This window comes from Streptomyces sp. P9(2023), assembly GCF_032436795.1.
Lineage (GTDB): Bacteria > Actinomycetota > Actinomycetes > Streptomycetales > Streptomycetaceae > Streptomyces.
Window position 1 is genome coordinate 62,205 of the sequence record NZ_JAUPWM010000007.1, and the last position, 16,443, is coordinate 78,647.

At 72.0% G+C, this 16,443-nt stretch carries 15 protein-coding genes; 8 read left to right on the plus strand and 7 right to left on the minus strand.

Annotated elements, in window-relative coordinates; genetic code table 11:
* Positions 1-47: 47 nt before the first annotated feature.
* Positions 48-1,526 carry a sodium:solute symporter gene (locus tag Q5762_RS12570; protein WP_315892122.1) on the minus strand — a complete coding sequence of 493 codons (1,479 nt, stop codon included), beginning with the start codon at positions 1,524-1,526 and terminating at the stop codon, positions 48-50.
* A 184-nt stretch (positions 1,527-1,710) separates the two neighbouring features.
* Here Q5762_RS12570 and Q5762_RS12575 point away from each other — a divergent pair, with 184 nt between their 5' ends.
* Positions 1,711-3,243 carry a PucR family transcriptional regulator gene (locus tag Q5762_RS12575; RefSeq protein ID WP_315892123.1) on the plus strand — a complete coding sequence of 511 codons (1,533 nt, stop codon included), beginning with the start codon at positions 1,711-1,713 and terminating at the stop codon, positions 3,241-3,243.
* Between the two features lie 18 nt (positions 3,244-3,261).
* Here Q5762_RS12575 and Q5762_RS12580 read toward each other — a convergent pair whose 3' ends face one another.
* Positions 3,262-3,921, minus strand: coding sequence for a hypothetical protein (locus Q5762_RS12580; RefSeq protein WP_315892124.1), 660 nt, complete (start codon positions 3,919-3,921; stop codon positions 3,262-3,264).
* Between the two features lie 152 nt (positions 3,922-4,073).
* Here Q5762_RS12580 and Q5762_RS12585 point away from each other — a divergent pair, with 152 nt between their 5' ends.
* The 3 genes from Q5762_RS12585 (at position 4,074) to tesB (ending at position 7,422) form a co-directional block, all read left to right on the plus strand.
* Positions 4,074-5,249: a helix-turn-helix transcriptional regulator gene (locus Q5762_RS12585; protein WP_315892125.1), complete on the plus strand. Its 1,176-nt coding sequence runs from the start codon at positions 4,074-4,076 to the stop codon at positions 5,247-5,249.
* A 143-nt stretch (positions 5,250-5,392) separates the two neighbouring features.
* Positions 5,393-6,550: an acyl-CoA dehydrogenase family protein gene (locus tag Q5762_RS12590; RefSeq protein WP_315892126.1), complete on the plus strand. Its 1,158-nt coding sequence runs from the start codon at positions 5,393-5,395 to the stop codon at positions 6,548-6,550.
* Positions 6,551-6,555: 5 nt separating this feature from the next.
* A complete protein-coding gene (gene tesB, locus Q5762_RS12595; protein WP_315892127.1) occupies positions 6,556-7,422 on the plus strand; it encodes an acyl-CoA thioesterase II in 867 nt (288 codons plus the stop codon).
* 6 nt (positions 7,423-7,428) lie between these two features.
* On the opposite strand, the gene Q5762_RS12600 is transcribed toward tesB, so the two are convergent.
* The 5 genes from Q5762_RS12600 to Q5762_RS12620 form a co-directional block, all read right to left on the minus strand.
* On the minus strand, positions 7,429-7,770 hold the full coding sequence (locus Q5762_RS12600) for a helix-turn-helix transcriptional regulator (protein WP_315892128.1): 342 nt from the start codon (positions 7,768-7,770) through the stop codon (positions 7,429-7,431).
* Positions 7,770-8,153, minus strand: coding sequence for a type II toxin-antitoxin system RelE/ParE family toxin (locus tag Q5762_RS12605; RefSeq protein WP_315892129.1), 384 nt, complete (start codon positions 8,151-8,153; stop codon positions 7,770-7,772). Before Q5762_RS12605 ends, Q5762_RS12600 begins: the two co-directional genes overlap by 1 nt.
* A 135-nt stretch (positions 8,154-8,288) precedes the next feature.
* Positions 8,289-9,068 carry a phosphatase gene (locus tag Q5762_RS12610; protein WP_315892130.1) on the minus strand — a complete coding sequence of 260 codons (780 nt, stop codon included), beginning with the start codon at positions 9,066-9,068 and terminating at the stop codon, positions 8,289-8,291.
* Positions 9,069-9,139: 71 nt separating this feature from the next.
* The gene (locus Q5762_RS12615) at positions 9,140-9,598 is read right to left on the minus strand and encodes a hypothetical protein (RefSeq protein ID WP_315892131.1); all 459 of its coding nucleotides are present in this window, start codon (positions 9,596-9,598) and stop codon (positions 9,140-9,142) included.
* Between the two features lie 46 nt (positions 9,599-9,644).
* Positions 9,645-10,253 (minus strand): TetR/AcrR family transcriptional regulator, encoded by a 609-nt coding sequence (locus tag Q5762_RS12620; protein ID WP_315892132.1) that lies wholly within the window; start codon positions 10,251-10,253, stop codon positions 9,645-9,647.
* A gap of 87 nt (positions 10,254-10,340) precedes the next feature.
* On the opposite strand from Q5762_RS12620, the gene Q5762_RS12625 reads away from it, so the two are divergent.
* The 4 genes from Q5762_RS12625 to Q5762_RS12640 are packed head-to-tail and all read left to right on the plus strand — an operon-like array spanning position 10,341 to position 16,009.
* Positions 10,341-11,957 carry a carboxyl transferase domain-containing protein gene (locus Q5762_RS12625; RefSeq protein WP_315892133.1) on the plus strand — a complete coding sequence of 539 codons (1,617 nt, stop codon included), beginning with the start codon at positions 10,341-10,343 and terminating at the stop codon, positions 11,955-11,957.
* 26 nt (positions 11,958-11,983) lie between these two features.
* Complete coding sequence (locus tag Q5762_RS12630) at positions 11,984-13,903, plus strand: biotin carboxylase N-terminal domain-containing protein (protein WP_315892134.1); 1,920 nt, start codon at positions 11,984-11,986, stop codon at positions 13,901-13,903.
* A complete protein-coding gene (locus Q5762_RS12635; RefSeq protein ID WP_315892135.1) occupies positions 13,900-14,838 on the plus strand; it encodes a hydroxymethylglutaryl-CoA lyase in 939 nt (312 codons plus the stop codon). The genes Q5762_RS12630 and Q5762_RS12635 overlap by 4 nt, the downstream gene beginning before the upstream one ends.
* Before the next feature lie 7 nt (positions 14,839-14,845).
* On the plus strand, positions 14,846-16,009 hold the full coding sequence (locus tag Q5762_RS12640; protein WP_315892136.1) for an acyl-CoA dehydrogenase family protein: 1,164 nt from the start codon (positions 14,846-14,848) through the stop codon (positions 16,007-16,009).
* Positions 16,010-16,443: the final 434 nt, after the last annotated feature.

Sequence of the window (16,443 nt, forward strand, 5' to 3'; positions counted from 1 at the left end):
GGGGCCCGAGGGTCTTCTCGGGCCCCGACCGGGAGTCTGCGGTGCCGTCAGCCGGTCGCGGCGGCCGGCACGGTCTCCGGCGTCACGTCGGCTTCGGGGGTGTCCTGGCCCGCCAGCCGGGCTCGCCAGTTCGCGAGCACGGCGGCGTCCGTCGGGCGGGTCGCCAGGGAAACGATCACATATGCGGCGAGCGATGCCAACAAACCATAGTAAACAGGCTCATTTGCCAGGATTCCGTAAGCCCACATCAGGCCAATGACGGAGAGGCCGCCGACCGTGACCGCGGCCAGGGCGCCCTGCACCGTGCCCCGGCGCCACAGCAGACCGCCGAGGATCGGCACGAGCAGCCCGCCGACCAGCAGGTTGTACGCGACGGTCAGCGCCTGCACGACGTCGTTCAGGGCGATGGCGATGAGGATGGTGGCGATGCCCATGAGGAGGATGAAGAGACGGTTCCCCTTCACCTCGTCGTGCTCCTCGCCGCCGCTCTTGGACGTCACCCCGCGCAGCTTCGCCCAGATGTCGTTGTTGGCGACGGTGGCGCAGGCGATCAGCGCGCCCGAGGAGGTGGACATGACGGCGGCGAGCGCGGCGGCGAGGACCAGACCCCGCACACCCATCGGCAGCTCGTCCTTGACGATGGTCGCGAAGGCGTCGTCGGCGCTGGGCAGCTTCGGGTAGAGCACCTTCGCCGCCGTGCCGATGACGGCGCCGGCCAGGGCGTAGACGAGACAGTACGTACCGGCGACCGTGCCGCCCCACTGGGCGACCTTGTCGGTCCGGGCGGTGAAGACGCGCTGCCAGATGTCCTGACCGATGAGCATGCCGAAGGTGTAGATCAGCACGTACGTGAAGATCGTCTCGCCGCCGATGCCGAGCGGCGCGAAGTACTCGGTGGGCAGCTGGGCCTTCATCTCGGCGAAGCCGCCCGCCTTGATCACGGCGATCGGGAGCAGCAGGATCAGCACGCCGATGGTCTTCACCACGAACTGCACCATGTCGGTGAGGGTGATGGACCACATGCCGCCGAGCGTCGAGTACGCCACGACGATGGCGCCGCCGAGGACGATCGCGACCGTGCGCGGCAGGTCGAAGAGGACGTCGAAGATCGTGGCGTACGCGATGGTCGAGGTGACCGCGAGCATCAGCGTGTACGCCCACATGACCACGCCCGAGATGACGCCGGCCTTGCCGCCGTAGCGGAGGTCGAGCATCTCGGAGACCGTGTAGACCTTCAGGCGCGCGATCCGCGCGGAGAAGAAGACGGAGAGGGCCAGCAGGCCGAGGCCGATGGCGAAGACCATCCAGGCACCCGAGAGGCCGTACTTGTAGCCGAGGCCCACACCACCGATCGTCGAAGCGCCGCCGAGGACGATGGCGGCCATGGTCCCGGAGTACATCCAGGGGCCGAGCCGGCGGCCCGCCACCAGGAACTCGCTCTTGGACTTGGCGCGGCGCATGCCCCACCAGCCCATCGCGAGCATGCCGGCCAAATACAGGACGATCACTGTGTAGTCGACGGCCATGGGGCCCTCCCTCGTTCGTTCGGTGGCGTGTCGTGCGGTGGAGTGACTCCAGTGACTGTTCGCGAGGACATCCGCCCGTACCCGCGGCCGCTGGATGGCACGAGGTTAGGTGGCCGGAAAGCGTCCCTGAAGCGTAAGTTTCATCCACAGTTCACCCGGTGCGATGTACGAAAGGTCCACAGCGATGCCCGCCCAGGAACCCACGTCGACACCACCGGCCCCTCCCGTCTCGCTGGCCGCACTGCTCAGCCGCCAGGACCTCGGGCTGCGGCTCCTGGCGGGCCCGGCCGACGCCGCCATCCACTGGGTGCACACCTCCGAGATGGCCGACCCGTACCCGTATCTGCTCGGCGGCGAGCTGCTGATGACGGCGGGCGTACAGCTCACCCACCCGGCGCACTACGTCGAGCGGGTGGTGGCGGCGGGTGCGGCGGCGCTCGGGTTCGGCGTCGCACCGGTGTACGACACGGTGCCCGCGGCGCTCGTCGCCGCGTGCGAGCGGCACGGGCTGCCGCTGGTCGAGGTACCGCCACACACACCGTTCACGGCGGTGGCCCGGGCGGTCTGGCGGCTGATGGCGGAGGCCCGCCACCGGGAGCTGCGGCGGGTGACCGAGGCCCAGCAGTCGCTGGCGACGGCCGCCGCCCGGCCGGCGCCGGTCCCGGCGGTCCTCGGCGCGCTCGCGTCCCGGCTCGGCGGGCACGCCGTGCTCTACGCGACGGACGGCACGCCGTACGCGGCGGCGGGCCGGGAGCTGCCGGACGCGGTGGCCACGGCGCTCAGGGAACTGGCGGGGGTGGTCGGCCCCCGGCCCGGCGGCCCGGCCTCCGCGAGCGGCGAGGGCGCCGGGCTGCGGCTGGCCGCGTACGCGCTGGGCGGCGGGGAGGGGCTGACCCTCGGGGTCGCGACGGAGAGCCGGGAGCCGGGGGACCACACGATCGCGGGCGTCGCGGTCGTCCTGCTCTCGCTGCTGACCGCCCCGCACCGGGGCGCGGACGTCTCGGCCCGGGACACGGCCCTGGTCCGGCTCCTCCTCGGCGCCGGGGCGAAGGAGGCTTCCCGGGCCCTCGGCGCGGGCCCCTGGACGGTCGTCCACGCCCGTGGCGGCGACGGCACCCCGTTCGCGGCCCCGAGCCTGGCGGCGGCGCTGGGGACTCCCCTGCTGGACGCGGGCGGGGTCGGGGGCGGGGGCGGGGGCGCGGGCTCGGGCTCGGGCTCGGGCTCGGGCTCGGGCTCGGGCACCGACGGGGAGGCGGGCAGGACCCGGCCGGACGGCACCCCCGTGGCCGTCCGGCTCCTGCTGCCCGCCTCCTCACCCGTGACCGCCCAGCCCGGCTGGACCCTCGGCGTCAGCTCCCCCGTCGAGGCCCGCGACCTCGCCGTCGCCGACGCCCAGGCCGCGCGGGCGCTCCGCAGGGCCGAGGCGAGCCGCACGGACCTCGTACGCCACCGGCCCGCCGGGTTCGGCGCGCTCCTGGACGCGGCGGAGGCCACCGCGTACGCCCGGACCCTGCTCGCCCCCCTCAACGAACCGCTGACCGAGACGCTGCGCACCTGGCTCTCGCTGCACGGCAGTTGGGACCGCACGGCCGTCGCCCTCGACATCCACCGCAACACCGTCCGCCAGCGGATCGGCCGCTGCGCCACGCTCCTCGACATGGACCTGGACGACGCCGACGTACGGATGGAGCTGTGGTTCGCCCTCGGCCGGGTGTGACCGTCCGAGCCCTCCGGGTCAGGGCAGGAGCTTGTTCACCGCGGTGCGCGTGGTGGTCCTGAAGTCGGTCAGCGGGGCGTCCTCCAGGTCGCCCAGCTGCCCCCACTGCACGTAGGTGACGGTCCGTCCGTCCCGGCCCACGGAGAACAGGAAGATGTCCGTGGAGCCGATCTCGAGGTGCCGGGTGTCCAGGCTGTAGACGTACGCGCCCTCCTCCACCTCGACCTTCCCGTGGTACAGGCTGCCCGCCTCCACCCCGGGGTTCTCGCGCTCGATGCGCTCCCCGCAGCCGAGGAACCCCTGCCGCAGCGCGTCGACGAGCGCGGCCGCCTTGGCCTCGGTCGCCGCGACCGTGGTGACCTGGACGCCGCCGGTGTCCAGCTCGGTACGGAACACGCGGTGGCGGGTGCCGTGCTCGGGGAGCACGCCCGGGGCACAGAACACACCGGTCTCCGGCAACCCCTTGGCGACCGGGTCGGCCGTCCACGGCGTGCTGGACGGCGGCATCTGACCGGCCGACAGGAAGGCCGGCCGAAGCGCGGCGGCGGCGTCGGCCGCCGCCGACGAGGCGTAGGGCGCCGGCGCCGAGGGCGCGGCGGTGGCGGACGGTACGGCGGCCAGCGCCACCAGGCCGAGAGCGGCACCGGAGACGGCGAGAGCGGAGCGGAACGTGACCATGGCGGGCATCCCCCTGTGACGTGCGGGTCGTGAAGACACCGTCAGCATCCGGGCGGAGGAACGGCGGACGCAACGGTGGCGCGCGGCCCGGCCGTGCCGGAACCGTTCCACCCCCGCTGACGTGGGAGTACGTACAAGGGGGTGGAACGCGGATGGGACGTACGAAGGACCCGGCGGTCGAGGAGTTCGCCCGGCAGGTGCGCACGCTGAAGGAGCGCTCGGGGCGCAGCTACGGCGCTCTCGCGCGACGGCTCAACGTGAGCACCTCCACGCTCTTCCGGTACTGCTCCGGTGAGACCGTGCCGGAACGGTTCACCGTGATCGACCGGTTGGCGCGGCTCTGCGGGGCGACCGAGGAGGAGCGGCGCGCGCTCCACCGGCTGTGGACCGGCGCGGACCGGATCCGGCGCCCGCCGACACCCACGCCTCCGCCCGCACCGGAGCCGAAAACGGAACCGGGGCCGGAACCGGCACCGGGGCCGGAACCGGAGCCCGCCCCGCCGGCCGAGACTCCCGCCCGCCGCCCGCGGCTGCGCCGAGCGGGCCCCGCCGCCGTCGCCGTCGCGGCTGCCGCACTGGCCCTCCTCACCCTCGGCCCGTCAACGCCCACGACCCCCACCGTTCCCCACACCTCCGCCGTCCCCAACACCCCCACCGCTCCCGTAACCCTGGCCGCGAAGCCCACCACCACCCCCGCTCCCCCCTTTACCTGGACCGTCGCGTCCCAGGTCTGGAAGCAGGGCTGCGGCCACACCTACCTCGTCGACCGGGGCCCCGACCGTGTCCCCCCGCCCCCGGCGGCCCAGGACGCGGCGCCGTGGGCGGGCGCGCAGGGGGCCGTGCACGGCGGGGACACCCTCGTGCGCGTCTCCCTCCAGGGCAGGTCCGCGACGGAGGCGGTCGTGCTCCAGGCGCTGCACGTACGGGTCACCGGCCGTGCGGAGCCGCCCGCCTGGAACGCGTACCGGATGGACAACGGCTGCGGCGGCGCCGTCAGCCCCCGCCACTTCGACGTGAACCTGGACAAGCCCCGCCCCGTCGCCCGGTCCGTGGCCGGCTTCGACGCCCTCGTGGGCGAGGAGGGCGCACCGATCCCCGCCGTCTCCCTCCCGTACGCCATCACCTCCACCGCCCCGGAGGAGCTGCTCGTCAACGCCCGTACGGCGGGCTGCGACTGCCGTTGGTATCTGGAGCTGGAGTGGAGCGGCGCGGGCCGCTCGGGCACGGTCCGGATCGACGACGGCGGCCGCCCGTTCCGTACGAGCGCGATCGAGGGACCCGTGTTCGAGTACGACACCCTCGGCCGCCGCTGGATCCCTTCTCCCTGACCTGTCCGGCGGCGACCGGTCCGACGGCCGAAAGTGATGTGGGCAACCCTGGCCGCTCAGCCCTGGACAGCGACAAGAACCGGTGGGTAACTTGACTGAGCAAGCGCTTAGACTTATGTCCAGGACTCCGAAGGAGGCGGCTCGTGCGCCGTACCGTATTCAACGAGGACCACGAGGCGTTCCGGGAGACCATCCGCGCCTTCATCGAGGCCGAGGTCGTCCCCGTCTACGACGAGTGGTTCGCCGCGGGCCAGGCGCCGCGCGAGTTCTACGACAAGCTCGGCGAGCTGGGCATCTTCGGCATCAACGTCCCCGAGGAGTTCGGCGGCGCGGGCCTGGACACCCACAAGTTCGAGGCCGTCCTCTACGAGGAGACCTCGCGCGCGGGCGTGCAGTTCGGCGGCTCCGGCGTGCACGTGCTGCTGGCGCTCCCCTACATCAAGATGCTCTCCACCGACGAGCAGAAGAAGCGCTACCTGCCGAAGTTCGTCACCGGCGAGGAGATGTGGGCGCTTGCGATGACCGAGCCGGGCACCGGCTCCGACGTCGCGGGCATGAAGACCACGGCCAAGCTCTCCGAGGACGGCACGCACTACGTCCTCAACGGCGCCAAGACCTTCATCACCGGTGGCGTCCACGCCGACCGCGTGATCGTCTGCGCCCGTACGTCCGCCCCGACGGCCGAGGACCGCCGCTTCGGCATCTCCCTCTTCGCCGTGGACACCAAGTCCGAGGGCTACTCCATCGGCCGCAAGCTGGACAAGCTCGGCCTGCGCACCTCCGACACCGCCGAGCTGGCGTTCGTCGACGTCAAGGTGCCCGTCGAGGACCTCCTCGGCGAGGAGGGCAAGGGCTTCTCCTACCTCGGCCACAACCTGGCGTCCGAGCGCTGGGGCATCGCCTTCGGCGCCTACGCGCAGGCCAAGGCCGCCGTCCGGTTCGCCCAGCAGTACGTCACGGACCGCACGGTCTTCGGCAAGCCGGTCGCCTCCTTCCAGAACACCAAGTTCGAACTGGCCGCCTGCCAGGCCGAGGTGGACGCGGCCGAGGCCGTCGCCGACCGCGCCCTGGAGGCCCTGGACGCCGGCGAGCTGACCCCGGCCGAGGCCGCGAGCGCCAAGCTCTTCTGCACCGAGGTCGCGCACCGCGTCATCGACCGCTGCCTCCAGCTGCACGGCGGCTACGGCTACATGAACGAGTACCCGATCGCCCGCCTGTACGCGGACAACCGCGTCAACCGCATCTACGGCGGCACCAGCGAGATCATGAAGTCGATCATCGCGAAGTCGATGGGCCTGTAGTCCACGTGACCCAGGCTCTGGACGCCCTGCTCGATCTGCTCGACCTGGAGCAGATCGAGCAGGACTTCTTCCGGGGACAGTCCCGGTCCGCCGTCGTCCCCCGCGTCTTCGGCGGCCAGGTGGCCGCCCAGGCGCTGGTCGCGGCGGGCCGGACCGTCCCCGAGGACCGCCTCGCGCACTCCCTGCACGCGTACTTCCTGCGCGCCGGGGACCCGGGCGCGCCGATCGTGTACACGGTCGACCGGATCCGCGACGGCCGGTCCTTCACCACCCGGCGGGTCGTCGCCGTCCAGCACGGGCAGCCGATCTTCCACCTCTCCGCGTCCTTCCAGACGTACGAGGAGGGGCTTGAGCACCAGTACGACATGCCCGCCTCGCCGGACCCGGAGACGCTGCCGACGGCCGCCGAGATGCTGCCCCGCCACCTCCCGGCGGATGTCGCCGCACGGCTGGTGGAGGCGCGGGCGGCGGTGGACCTGCGGTACGTCGACACCCCGCCCTGGGGCTCGGTCGGTGAGCCGCGCGAGCCGCGCTCGCAGGTCTGGTTCCGTACGAACGGCAAGCTGGCCGACGATCCTCTGCTCCACGTCTGCCTGGCGACGTACGTCTCCGACATGACGCTGCTCGACTCGGTGCTGCTCGCCCACGGGCGGGGTGGCTGGGCGGTCGGGGACGTCGTCGGGGCCTCGCTGGACCACGCGATGTGGTTCCACCGGCCGTTCCGGGCCGACGAATGGCTGCTGTACGACCAGGAGTCGCCGTCCGCCTCGGGCGGCCGTGGCCTGGGCCAGGCCCGGATCTACACGCAGGACGGCCGGCTGGCGATCTCCGTCATCCAGGAGGGTGTCGTTCGCGTTCCGCGCCGCGACTGACGCGGATCAGGCCGCGCTGGTACGCGCGGTGAAGGCGACGCGCGAGGTGTCCCCGACCAGCTCCAGTTCGAGGGCCGCGTCCATCGCCCGCGCCAGCCGGGCCAGCAGGGGCAGCGTCGGCATGGTCCCGCCCAGCTCCAGCTTGGAAATCTGCGGCTGGGTCATACCGGCCAGCTTGGCCAGCTCGGTCTGGGAAAGTCCGAGCTCGGTCCGCCGGTCGTAGACAGCCTGCCCGAGGTCGTGAGCCAGCCGGATCTCCTCGCGCATCCTCGCCACCTCGGGACCTTCACTGATCCCCTCGGCAACCTGCTTGTCACGGGCGAGCTTCCATCGCATGTGGCCTGTCATCAGTGCCGCTCCTCCTCGATGTTGCGAGCGAATTCCTCATGGGCGGGCCCGTGCTCGGCCGCGCAGACCGCCTGGGTCCGGAGCGCGCGGTCCACTTCCGCCGCCTCGCGTTGCCTGCTCTTGCGGAAAACCGTCAGCAGGATGATCCTCCGTCCCGGGCCGAGCCAATACGGAATCCGTACGGCATCACGGTCATGCCCAAGGCTGAAGCGCAACTCACGGACGGGACCTCCCAGGTGGCGTGCGTACGGCTCCCCGAGAGTGGTCGGAAAATGCACGAGACGGTCGACGATGTCCTCGACGTTGAGGTAGTCGCGCACCGGCAGGTTTGCCAGCCACAGGCGGACCTCCGGCTCGATCTCGACAGTGTAGGGATCTTCCATACAGCCGAACATATATACCCCCCACTATATGACGCACCGGAAGTCGCGGAAAGTCCCCCGACCGAGCGATGGTTCGACCGTGTGGACGGACGACCGGTCCGCCCCTTCACGGCGCACCCGCGGTCCGGCGCGGCGTCAGAGCAGGCCGGACGCGTCCAGCAGGTAGTCGGTGAGCGGCTCGTAGGAGCGGGGGTCGATGACGTGGTCGTCCAGCGGGATCGTGACCTGCATGGTGCCCTCGGCCTCGCCGATGAAGAGGGCGGGGTCGTTGCAGTCGGCGTAACCGACGGAGTCGATCCCGCGCTGACCTGCCCGGCCGGCCCAGCCGTGGTCGGCGACGACGAGGTCGGGCAGCGGCTCGCCCAGGGCCTCCAGGCCGTCCAGGATCGCGTTCATGGGCTCGGGGGAATGGGTGTGCCAGAGGGTCGCGCCCCGCTCGAAGACGGCGACGTCCGCGAACTGCACGACGTACCCCTCGTCGGCGGTGAGCCCGCCGGGGATCCGTACGATGTCGCAGCCCTTGGCCCGCAGCCCGGCGGCGACCCGGCTGTGGGCGTCGATCAGCGCACCCGGGTGCCCGGTCGCGAAGAGCACCCGCTCCTTCCCCGCGGCGGCCTTGCGCAGGCGGGCGGCGGCCCGGTCGATCGCGTCGACGGTCAGCTCGGGGTCGATGGTGTCCTGCCCGGCGCGGTGGGCGGGGTCGTCGTTCACCCCGCACCGCTCGGCCATCACGGCGAGCACGTCCTGCTCGTCGGTCCACCGGTCCCCGAGCTCGAGCCCGAGCCAGTAGTGCCGGTCGCCGTTGGCGAGCTTGCGGTAGTGGGAGAGGTTGTTGTCACGCGGCGTGGCGACGTCTCCCGCGATCCGGGTCCGTACGAGGTGCTCGACAAGGGCGGGGCGACTGAGTATCGGCATGGTGCTCATTCTGCCGGGCCGCCGGGCCGGAGTCCCAGCCGATTCCCTCGCACTCCCGGTCGAGTCGCGCCTCACGCCCGCGCCCGGGCGGCCCGGGCCTCGCGGAGCCTGTCCCGCAGCCACTCGGGGGTGTTCTCCTCGTCGCGGGGAAAGCGCTCGAAGTCGACCAGGTAGGCGCCCGCGGTCAACTGCGGGACGAAACCCGGTTCGTTGTCGTGATCGAAGTCGATCGTGGACTCCCCCGAGCGTTCGATGACGTAGCGGGCGGTGAACCAGGTGCCCGCGCCCGGCCGGTACATCGTGGAACGCAACCGGTCGAACTCCCGCATGGCCACCCTCGGCACGGAGTGCCGGCTGGCCGACCCGTCGTCCGACACCGACTCCAGGAGGGCCGAGTCGACCTGGACCGTGCCGAAGAACTCGAACCGGACGCGGCGCCAGCCCTCGGGCACCGCCTCCACCAGGGCGGCGCCGATCTCCCGCAGTACCGCCGCCCGGTCGGGCGACTCCCCCGAATCCCCGCGTGTCATGGACTCGTCGTGTCAGACGTGAACCCGCCGGGATCCGGCCGGCCGGTCACCCGGGGATCTGATCGCCCGGCTGTCCGCCCAGCGCCCCGAACGCCCCGTGGGCGAGCCGGCGCAGCAGCTCCTCCATCGACTCGCGCCCCAGCGCGGCGAGGTGCGGCGTCGAGTTCAGCAGCCCGAAGACGGCGTGAACGGCCGCCCGCGCCTCCCCCTCGGACGCCCCGGGATACAGCTCCCGTACCACCGCCACCCACAACTCCACGTACTGCCGCTGCAACTGCCGCACCCGCTTGCGGTCCTCGTCCTTGAGCCGGTCGAGCTCCCGGTCGTGGAGGGTGATCAGCGGCCGGTCGTCGAGCGCGAAGTCGATGTGCCCGTCGATGAGCGCGCGGAGCAGTTCCCGCGGGTCACCCGCCGCGTCGCCGACGCGCAGCCGCCCCCCGTCGAGGAGCCGCTCACTGATCCCGACGAGCAGCTCCGCGAGCATCGCGTCCTTGCCGGGGAAGTGCCGGTAGAGGCCGGGACCGCTGATCCCGACCGCCGCTCCTATCTCGTCGACTCCCACGCCGTGGAAGCCGCGCTCGGCGAAGAGGCGAGCGGCCTCTTTGAGGATCTGCTCGCGTCGCGTGGGGGCGTCGGTCCTGGCGGTGGTGGTCATGAAGACGATTCTAGACAACAGGGTTAGCGGTCGTTAACCTGAAGGACATACGTTAACGCTCATTAACCGAGCAAGGGAGCTCGAGGGATGCAGCAGGCACCTGTGCTGACGAGCGCGGCGGACCCCGCGTCCGCGGCCTGGCAGGCCAACGAGGCGGCGCACGAGGAGCTGGCCACCACGCTCCGCGCCAAGCTCGCGGCGGTCGCGCTCGGCGGCGGCGAGAAGGCCCGCGCCCGGCACACCGCGCGCGGCAAGCTGCTGCCACGGGACCGGGTGGACACCCTCCTCGACCCGGGTTCGCCCTTCCTGGAGCTGGCACCCCTCGCGGCGAACGGGATGTACGGGGACGCGGCGCCGGCCGCCGGCGTGATCGCGGGCATCGGCCGCGTCTCCGGCCGGGAGTGCGTGATCGTCGCGAACGACGCGACCGTCAAGGGCGGCACGTACTACCCGATGACGGTCAAGAAGCACCTCCGGGCCCAGGAGGTGGCGCTGGAGAATCGTCTCCCCTGCCTCTACCTGGTGGACTCGGGCGGCGCGTTCCTGCCGATGCAGGACGAGGTCTTCCCGGACCGCGAGCACTTCGGCCGGATCTTCTACAACCAGGCCCGGATGTCGGGCGCCGGCATCCCGCAGATCGCGGCGGTCCTCGGCTCGTGCACGGCCGGCGGCGCGTACGTCCCGGCGATGAGCGACGAGGCCGTGATCGTACGGAACCAGGGCACGATCTTCCTCGGCGGACCGCCGCTGGTGAAGGCGGCGACCGGCGAGGTCGTCACGGCGGAGGAGCTGGGCGGCGGCGAGGTCCACTCCCGTACGTCGGGCGTCACCGACCACCTGGCGGAGGACGACGCGCACGCGCTCCGCATCGTCCGGAACATCGTCGCGACGCTCCCCTCCCGGGGGCCGCTCCCCTGGTCGGTCGAGCCGGCCGAGGAGCCGAAGGTGGACCCGGCGGGGCTGTACGGCGCGGTGCCGGTGGACTCCCGTACCCCGTACGACGTACGGGAGGTGATCGCGCGGATCGTGGACGCGTCGCGCTTCCAGGAGTTCAAGGCGGAGTACGGGCAGACGCTGATCACCGGCTTCGCCCGGATCCACGGGCACCCGGTGGGGATCGTCGCCAACAACGGCATCCTGTTCTCGGAGTCGGCGCAGAAGGGCGCGCACTTCATCGAGCTGTGCGACCAGCGCGGGATCCCGCTCCTCTTCCTCCAGAACATCTCGGGCTTCATGGTCGGCAAGGACTACGAGGCGGGCGGCATCGCCAAGCACGGCGCGAAGATGGTCACGGCGGTGGCGACCACGCGCGTGCCGAAGCTGACCGTGGTCGTCGGCGGCTCGTACGGCGCGGGCAACTACTCGATGTGCGGCCGGGCGTACTCGCCGCGGTTCCTGTGGATGTGGCCCAACGCCAAAATCTCGGTCATGGGCGGCGAGCAGGCGGCGTCCGTCCTCGCGACGGTCAAGCGGGACCAGCACGACGCCCGCGGCGACGAGTGGAGCGCGGAGGACGAGGAGGCCTTCAAGGCCCCGATCCGCGCGCAGTACGAGACCCAGGGCAGCGCGTACTACGCCACGGCGCGGCTCTGGGACGACGGGGTCATCGACCCGATGGAGACCCGCCAGGTGGTGGGCCTCGCCCTGACGGCCTGCGCCAACGCGCCGCTGGGTGACCCCCAGTTCGGCGTCTTCCGGATGTGAGGGGACCTCAGAAGATGCCTCAGAAGATGTTCGACACAGTGCTCGTCGCGAACCGTGGCGAGATCGCGGTCCGCGTCATCCGCACGTTGCGCGCACTGGGCGTCCGGTCGGTGGCGGTGTACAGCGACGCGGACGCGGACGCCCGCCATGTCCGGGAGGCGGACACCGCGGTACGGATCGGCCCGCCGCCGGCCTCGGAGTCGTACCTGTCGGTGGCGGCGCTGCTGGACGCGGCCCGGCGCACGGGCGCGCAGGCGGTGCACCCGGGGTACGGCTTCCTGGCGGAGAACGCGGCTTTCGCGCGGGCCTGCGAGGAGGCGGGCCTGACGTTCATCGGCCCCCCGGCAACGGCCATTTCACTGATGGGCGACAAGATCCGGGCGAAGGAGACCGTGAAGGCCGCGGGCGTCCCGGTGGTGCCGGGCGCGGCGGACCCGGAACTGGAGGCGGCGGCGCGGGAGCTGGGCGCGCCGGTGCTGCTGAAGCCGTCGGCGGGCGGCGGCGGGAAGGGCATGCGCCTGGTACGCGACCTGTCGACGCTGACGGACGAGATCGCGTCGGCAAGGCGGGAGGCTCGCTCCTCGTTCGGCGACGACACGCTCCTGGTGGAGCGCTGGATCGACCGCCCGCGCCACATCGAGATCCAGGTCCTGGCGGACGCGCACGGCAACGTGGTGCACCTGGGCGAGCGTGAATGCTCGTTGCAGCGGCGCCACCAGAAGATCATCGAAGAGGCCCCGAGCGTGCTCCTGACCCCGGAACTCCGGGAGCAGATGGGCGCGGCGGCGGTGGAGGCGGCGAGGTCGTGCGGATACCGGGGCGCGGGAACGGTCGAGTTCATCGTGCCGGGCGACGACCCGTCCTCGTACTACTTCATGGAGATGAACACCCGCCTCCAGGTGGAACACCCGGTGACGGAGCTGATCACGGGCGTGGACCTGGTGGAGTGGCAGCTGCGGGTGGCGGCGGGCGAGGAGCTGGCGTTCGCACAGTCGGACATCCACCTCAGCGGCTGGTCGATCGAGGCAAGGATCTGCGCGGAGGACCCCTCGCGCGGCTTCCTCCCGTCGGGCGGCACGGTCCTCTCCCTGCACGAGCCGCAGGGAGACGGGGTGCGCACGGACTCCGGCCTGAGCGAGGGCACGGAGGTCGGCAGCCTGTACGACCCGATGCTCTCGAAGGTGATCGTCCACGCGGCGGACCGACCGGCGGCCCTCCGCCGCCTCCGCGCGGCCCTGGCGAACACGGTAACCCTGGGCGTCCCCACGAACGCGGGCTTCCTGCGCCGCCTACTGGCCCACGAGTCGGTGGTCGCGGGCGACCTGGACACGGGCCTGGTGGAACGGGACGCGGAGACCCTGGTCCCGGAGGGCGTCCCGGACGAGGTGTACGCGGCGGCGGCGGCCGTGCGGCTCGCGGAACTGGCTCCCGAGTCCCGGGACGGCTGGACGGACCCCTTCTCCGTACCGAGCGGGTGGCGTCTCGGCGGCAGCCCCGCTCCCCTCGTCAGCCCGCTGCGAGTAGCGGGACTCGAACCCGTGACAGCACAGGCTCCGGTGGGGGCGAGCGTCACGGCCGGGACGGTCACCGTCTCGGTGGACGGAATCACCCACCACTTCCACCGCAGCGGCAACTGGTTGGGCCGCGACGGCGACTCCTGGCACGTCCAGGACCACGACCCCGTCGCCGCCGCGCTCTCCGGGGCGGCGCACTCCGGGGCCGACACGCTCGCCGCGCCCATGCCCGGAACCGTCACCGTCGTCAAGGTGGCCGTCGGGGACGAGGTCGTCGCCGGGCAGAGCCTCCTCGTCGTCGAGGCCATGAAGATGGAGCACGTCATCTCCGCCCCGCACGCCGGCACCGTCACCGAGCTGGACGTCACGCCCGGCTCCACCGTCGCCATGGACCAGATCCTCGCCGTCGTGGCCCCCAGGGAGGAAGCATGACCGCGCCCGGTCTGCCCATGACCGTGACCGACCCCACCCTCCCGGGCAGCGTCCGGATCCACGAGGTCGGCCCCCGCGACGGTCTCCAGAACGAGAAGACCGTCGTCCCGACCGCCACCAAGGCCGAGTTCGTCCGTCGCCTCGCCGCCGCCGGGCTCTCCACCGTCGAGGCGACCAGCTTCGTCCACCCCAAGTGGGTCCCCCAGCTCGCCGACGCCGAGGAGCTGTTCCCTCAGGTCGGCGACCTCCCCGTACGGCTCCCCGTCCTCGTCCCCAACGAACGCGGTCTCGACCGCGCCCTCGCCCTCGGCGCCCGCGACGTCGCCGTCTTCGCCTCCGCCACCGAGTCCTTCGCGAAGGCCAACCTCAACCGGACCGTCGACGAGGCGCTCGCCATGTTCGAGCCCGTCGTCACCCGCGCCATAGAGCAGGGCCTCCGCATCCGCGGCTACCTCTCCATGTGCTTCGGCGACCCCTGGGAGGGGCCCGTCCCCATCCCCCAGGTCGTCCGCGTCACCAAGGCCCTCGCCGACATGGGCTGCGACGAGCTGAGCCTCGGCGACACGATCGGCGTCGCGACCCCGGGCCACGTCACGCAGCTCCTCCAGGCCCTGAACGAGGCCGACGTACCCACCTCCCGCCTGGCCGTCCACTTCCACGACACCTACGGCCAGGCCCTCTCCAACACCCTCGCCGCCCTCCGGCACGGCGTCACCACCGTCGACGCCTCCGCCGGCGGCCTCGGCGGCTGCCCCTACGCCAAGAGCGCCACCGGCAACCTCGCCACCGAGGACCTCGTGTGGATGCTCGACGGCCTCGGCATCGAGACCGGGGTCGACCTCGCCGCCCTCACCGCCACCAGCGCGTGGATGGCCGAACAACTGGGCCGACCGAGCCCGTCCCGTACCGTCCGCGCCCTCTCCCACAAGGAGTGACGTAACCATGTCCCTCGACCACCGGCTCTCCGAAGAGCACGAGGAACTCCGCCGCACCGTCGAGGAGTTCGCGCACGATGTCGTCGCCCCGAAGATCGGCGACTACTACGAGCGCCACGAGTTCCCGTACGAGATCGTCCGCGAGATGGGCCGCATGGGCCTGTTCGGGCTGCCGTTCCCCGAGGAGTACGGCGGCATGGGCGGCGACTACCTCGCCCTCGGCATCGCCCTCGAAGAGCTCGCCCGCGTCGACTCCTCCGTCGCCATCACCCTGGAGGCGGGGGTCTCGCTCGGCGCGATGCCCGTCTACCGCTTCGGCACCGAGGAGCAGAAGCAGGAGTGGCTGCCGCGGATGTGCAGCGGCGAGATCCTGGGCGCGTTCGGCCTGACGGAGCCCGGCGCGGGCTCGGACGCGGGCGGGACCCGCACGACGGCCGTACGCGACGGCGACGACTGGGTCATCAACGGCTCGAAGTGCTTCATCACCAACTCCGGTACGGACATCACGGGCCTGGTCACGGTGACGGCCGTGACCGGCCGCAAGGCGGACGGCCGCCCCCTGATCTCGTCGATCATCGTCCCGTCCGGCACCCCCGGCTTCACGGTGGCCGCGCCGTACTCCAAGGTCGGCTGGAACGCCTCGGACACCCGCGAGCTGTCCTTCGACGACGTCCGCGTGCCCGCCGCGAACCTGCTGGGCGAGGAGGGCCGCGGGTACGCGCAGTTCCTGCGGATCCTGGACGAGGGCCGGATCGCGATCTCGGCGCTCGCGACGGGGCTCGCGCAGGGCTGTGTGGACGAGTCCGTGAAGTACGCGAAGGAACGTCACGCCTTCGGCCGCCCGATCGGCGACAACCAGGCCATCCAGTTCAAGATCGCGGACATGGAGATGCGGGCGCACATGGCCCGCATCGGCTGGCGCGACGCGGCGTCCCGTCTGGTCCTCGGCGAGCCGTTCAAGAAGGAGGCGGCGCTGGCGAAGCTGTACTCCTCCACGGTCGCCGTCGACAACGCCCGCGAGGCCACCCAGATCCACGGCGGCTACGGCTTCATGAACGAGTACCCGGTGGCCCGCATGTGGCGCGACTCCAAGATCCTGGAGATCGGCGAGGGCACGAGCGAGGTCCAGCGCATGCTGATCGCAAGGGAACTGGGCTTGTCGGCGGCGTGACGGAGGGGGCGGGGCGGGGCCGGTCCCCGGGGCGGCGGGCCCTGGGGGCGGGGCCACGCGGGGCGCGAGTTCGCGCCTGGGCGGGGATCGGCGCGTGCGCGGCGGGTGGTCTTGCGCGGCATGGATCGCCGTGCTCGGCCCCGCCCCGCACTCGGCACCACCCCAGTACGCTCCCCACCACCCGGCGGCCGACCAGGCAGGACATCAAAGTCCGGCTGGAGTACCAGCCGTGGACTTCGCGGCCGGAGGGCTGATCCGAGCTCGGTCGGCCTCGGTCCCGGGCGGGGGCCGGCCCGGCACTCGGCCCGCTGTCACACCCCCGTCATACGCTTCCGCCATGAGCGTCTCTCTCTACTACAGCGCGCACCGCACGACACCGCTGACCGACGCCGAGTCGGCCTGCGCACGCCTGTGGAACGGTTCCAGTAGCGGGA

Bases quoted from the DNA above. Each gene is read 5' to 3' on its own strand.
- Q5762_RS12600 (WP_315892128.1), bottom strand. From the start codon at position 7,770: ATGACAGGCCACATGCGATGGAAGCTCGCCCGTGACAAGCAGGTTGCC.
- Q5762_RS12610 (WP_315892130.1), bottom strand. From the start codon at position 9,068: ATGCCGATACTCAGTCGCCCCGCCCTTGTCGAGCACCTCGTACGGACC.
- Q5762_RS12580 (WP_315892124.1), bottom strand. From the start codon at position 3,921: ATGGTCACGTTCCGCTCCGCTCTCGCCGTCTCCGGTGCCGCTCTCGGC.
- Q5762_RS12615 (WP_315892131.1), bottom strand. From the start codon at position 9,598: ATGACACGCGGGGATTCGGGGGAGTCGCCCGACCGGGCGGCGGTACTG.
- Q5762_RS12605 (WP_315892129.1), bottom strand. From the start codon at position 8,153: ATGGAAGATCCCTACACTGTCGAGATCGAGCCGGAGGTCCGCCTGTGG.
- Q5762_RS12640 (WP_315892136.1), top strand. From the start codon at position 14,846: ATGTCCCTCGACCACCGGCTCTCCGAAGAGCACGAGGAACTCCGCCGC.
- Q5762_RS12570 (WP_315892122.1), bottom strand. From the start codon at position 1,526: ATGGCCGTCGACTACACAGTGATCGTCCTGTATTTGGCCGGCATGCTC.
- Q5762_RS12620 (WP_315892132.1), bottom strand. From the start codon at position 10,253: ATGACCACCACCGCCAGGACCGACGCCCCCACGCGACGCGAGCAGATC.
- Q5762_RS12630 (WP_315892134.1), top strand. From the start codon at position 11,984: ATGTTCGACACAGTGCTCGTCGCGAACCGTGGCGAGATCGCGGTCCGC.
- Q5762_RS12635 (WP_315892135.1), top strand. From the start codon at position 13,900: ATGACCGCGCCCGGTCTGCCCATGACCGTGACCGACCCCACCCTCCCG.
- Q5762_RS12585 (WP_315892125.1), top strand. From the start codon at position 4,074: ATGGGACGTACGAAGGACCCGGCGGTCGAGGAGTTCGCCCGGCAGGTG.
- Q5762_RS12575 (WP_315892123.1), top strand. From the start codon at position 1,711: ATGCCCGCCCAGGAACCCACGTCGACACCACCGGCCCCTCCCGTCTCG.
- Q5762_RS12625 (WP_315892133.1), top strand. From the start codon at position 10,341: ATGCAGCAGGCACCTGTGCTGACGAGCGCGGCGGACCCCGCGTCCGCG.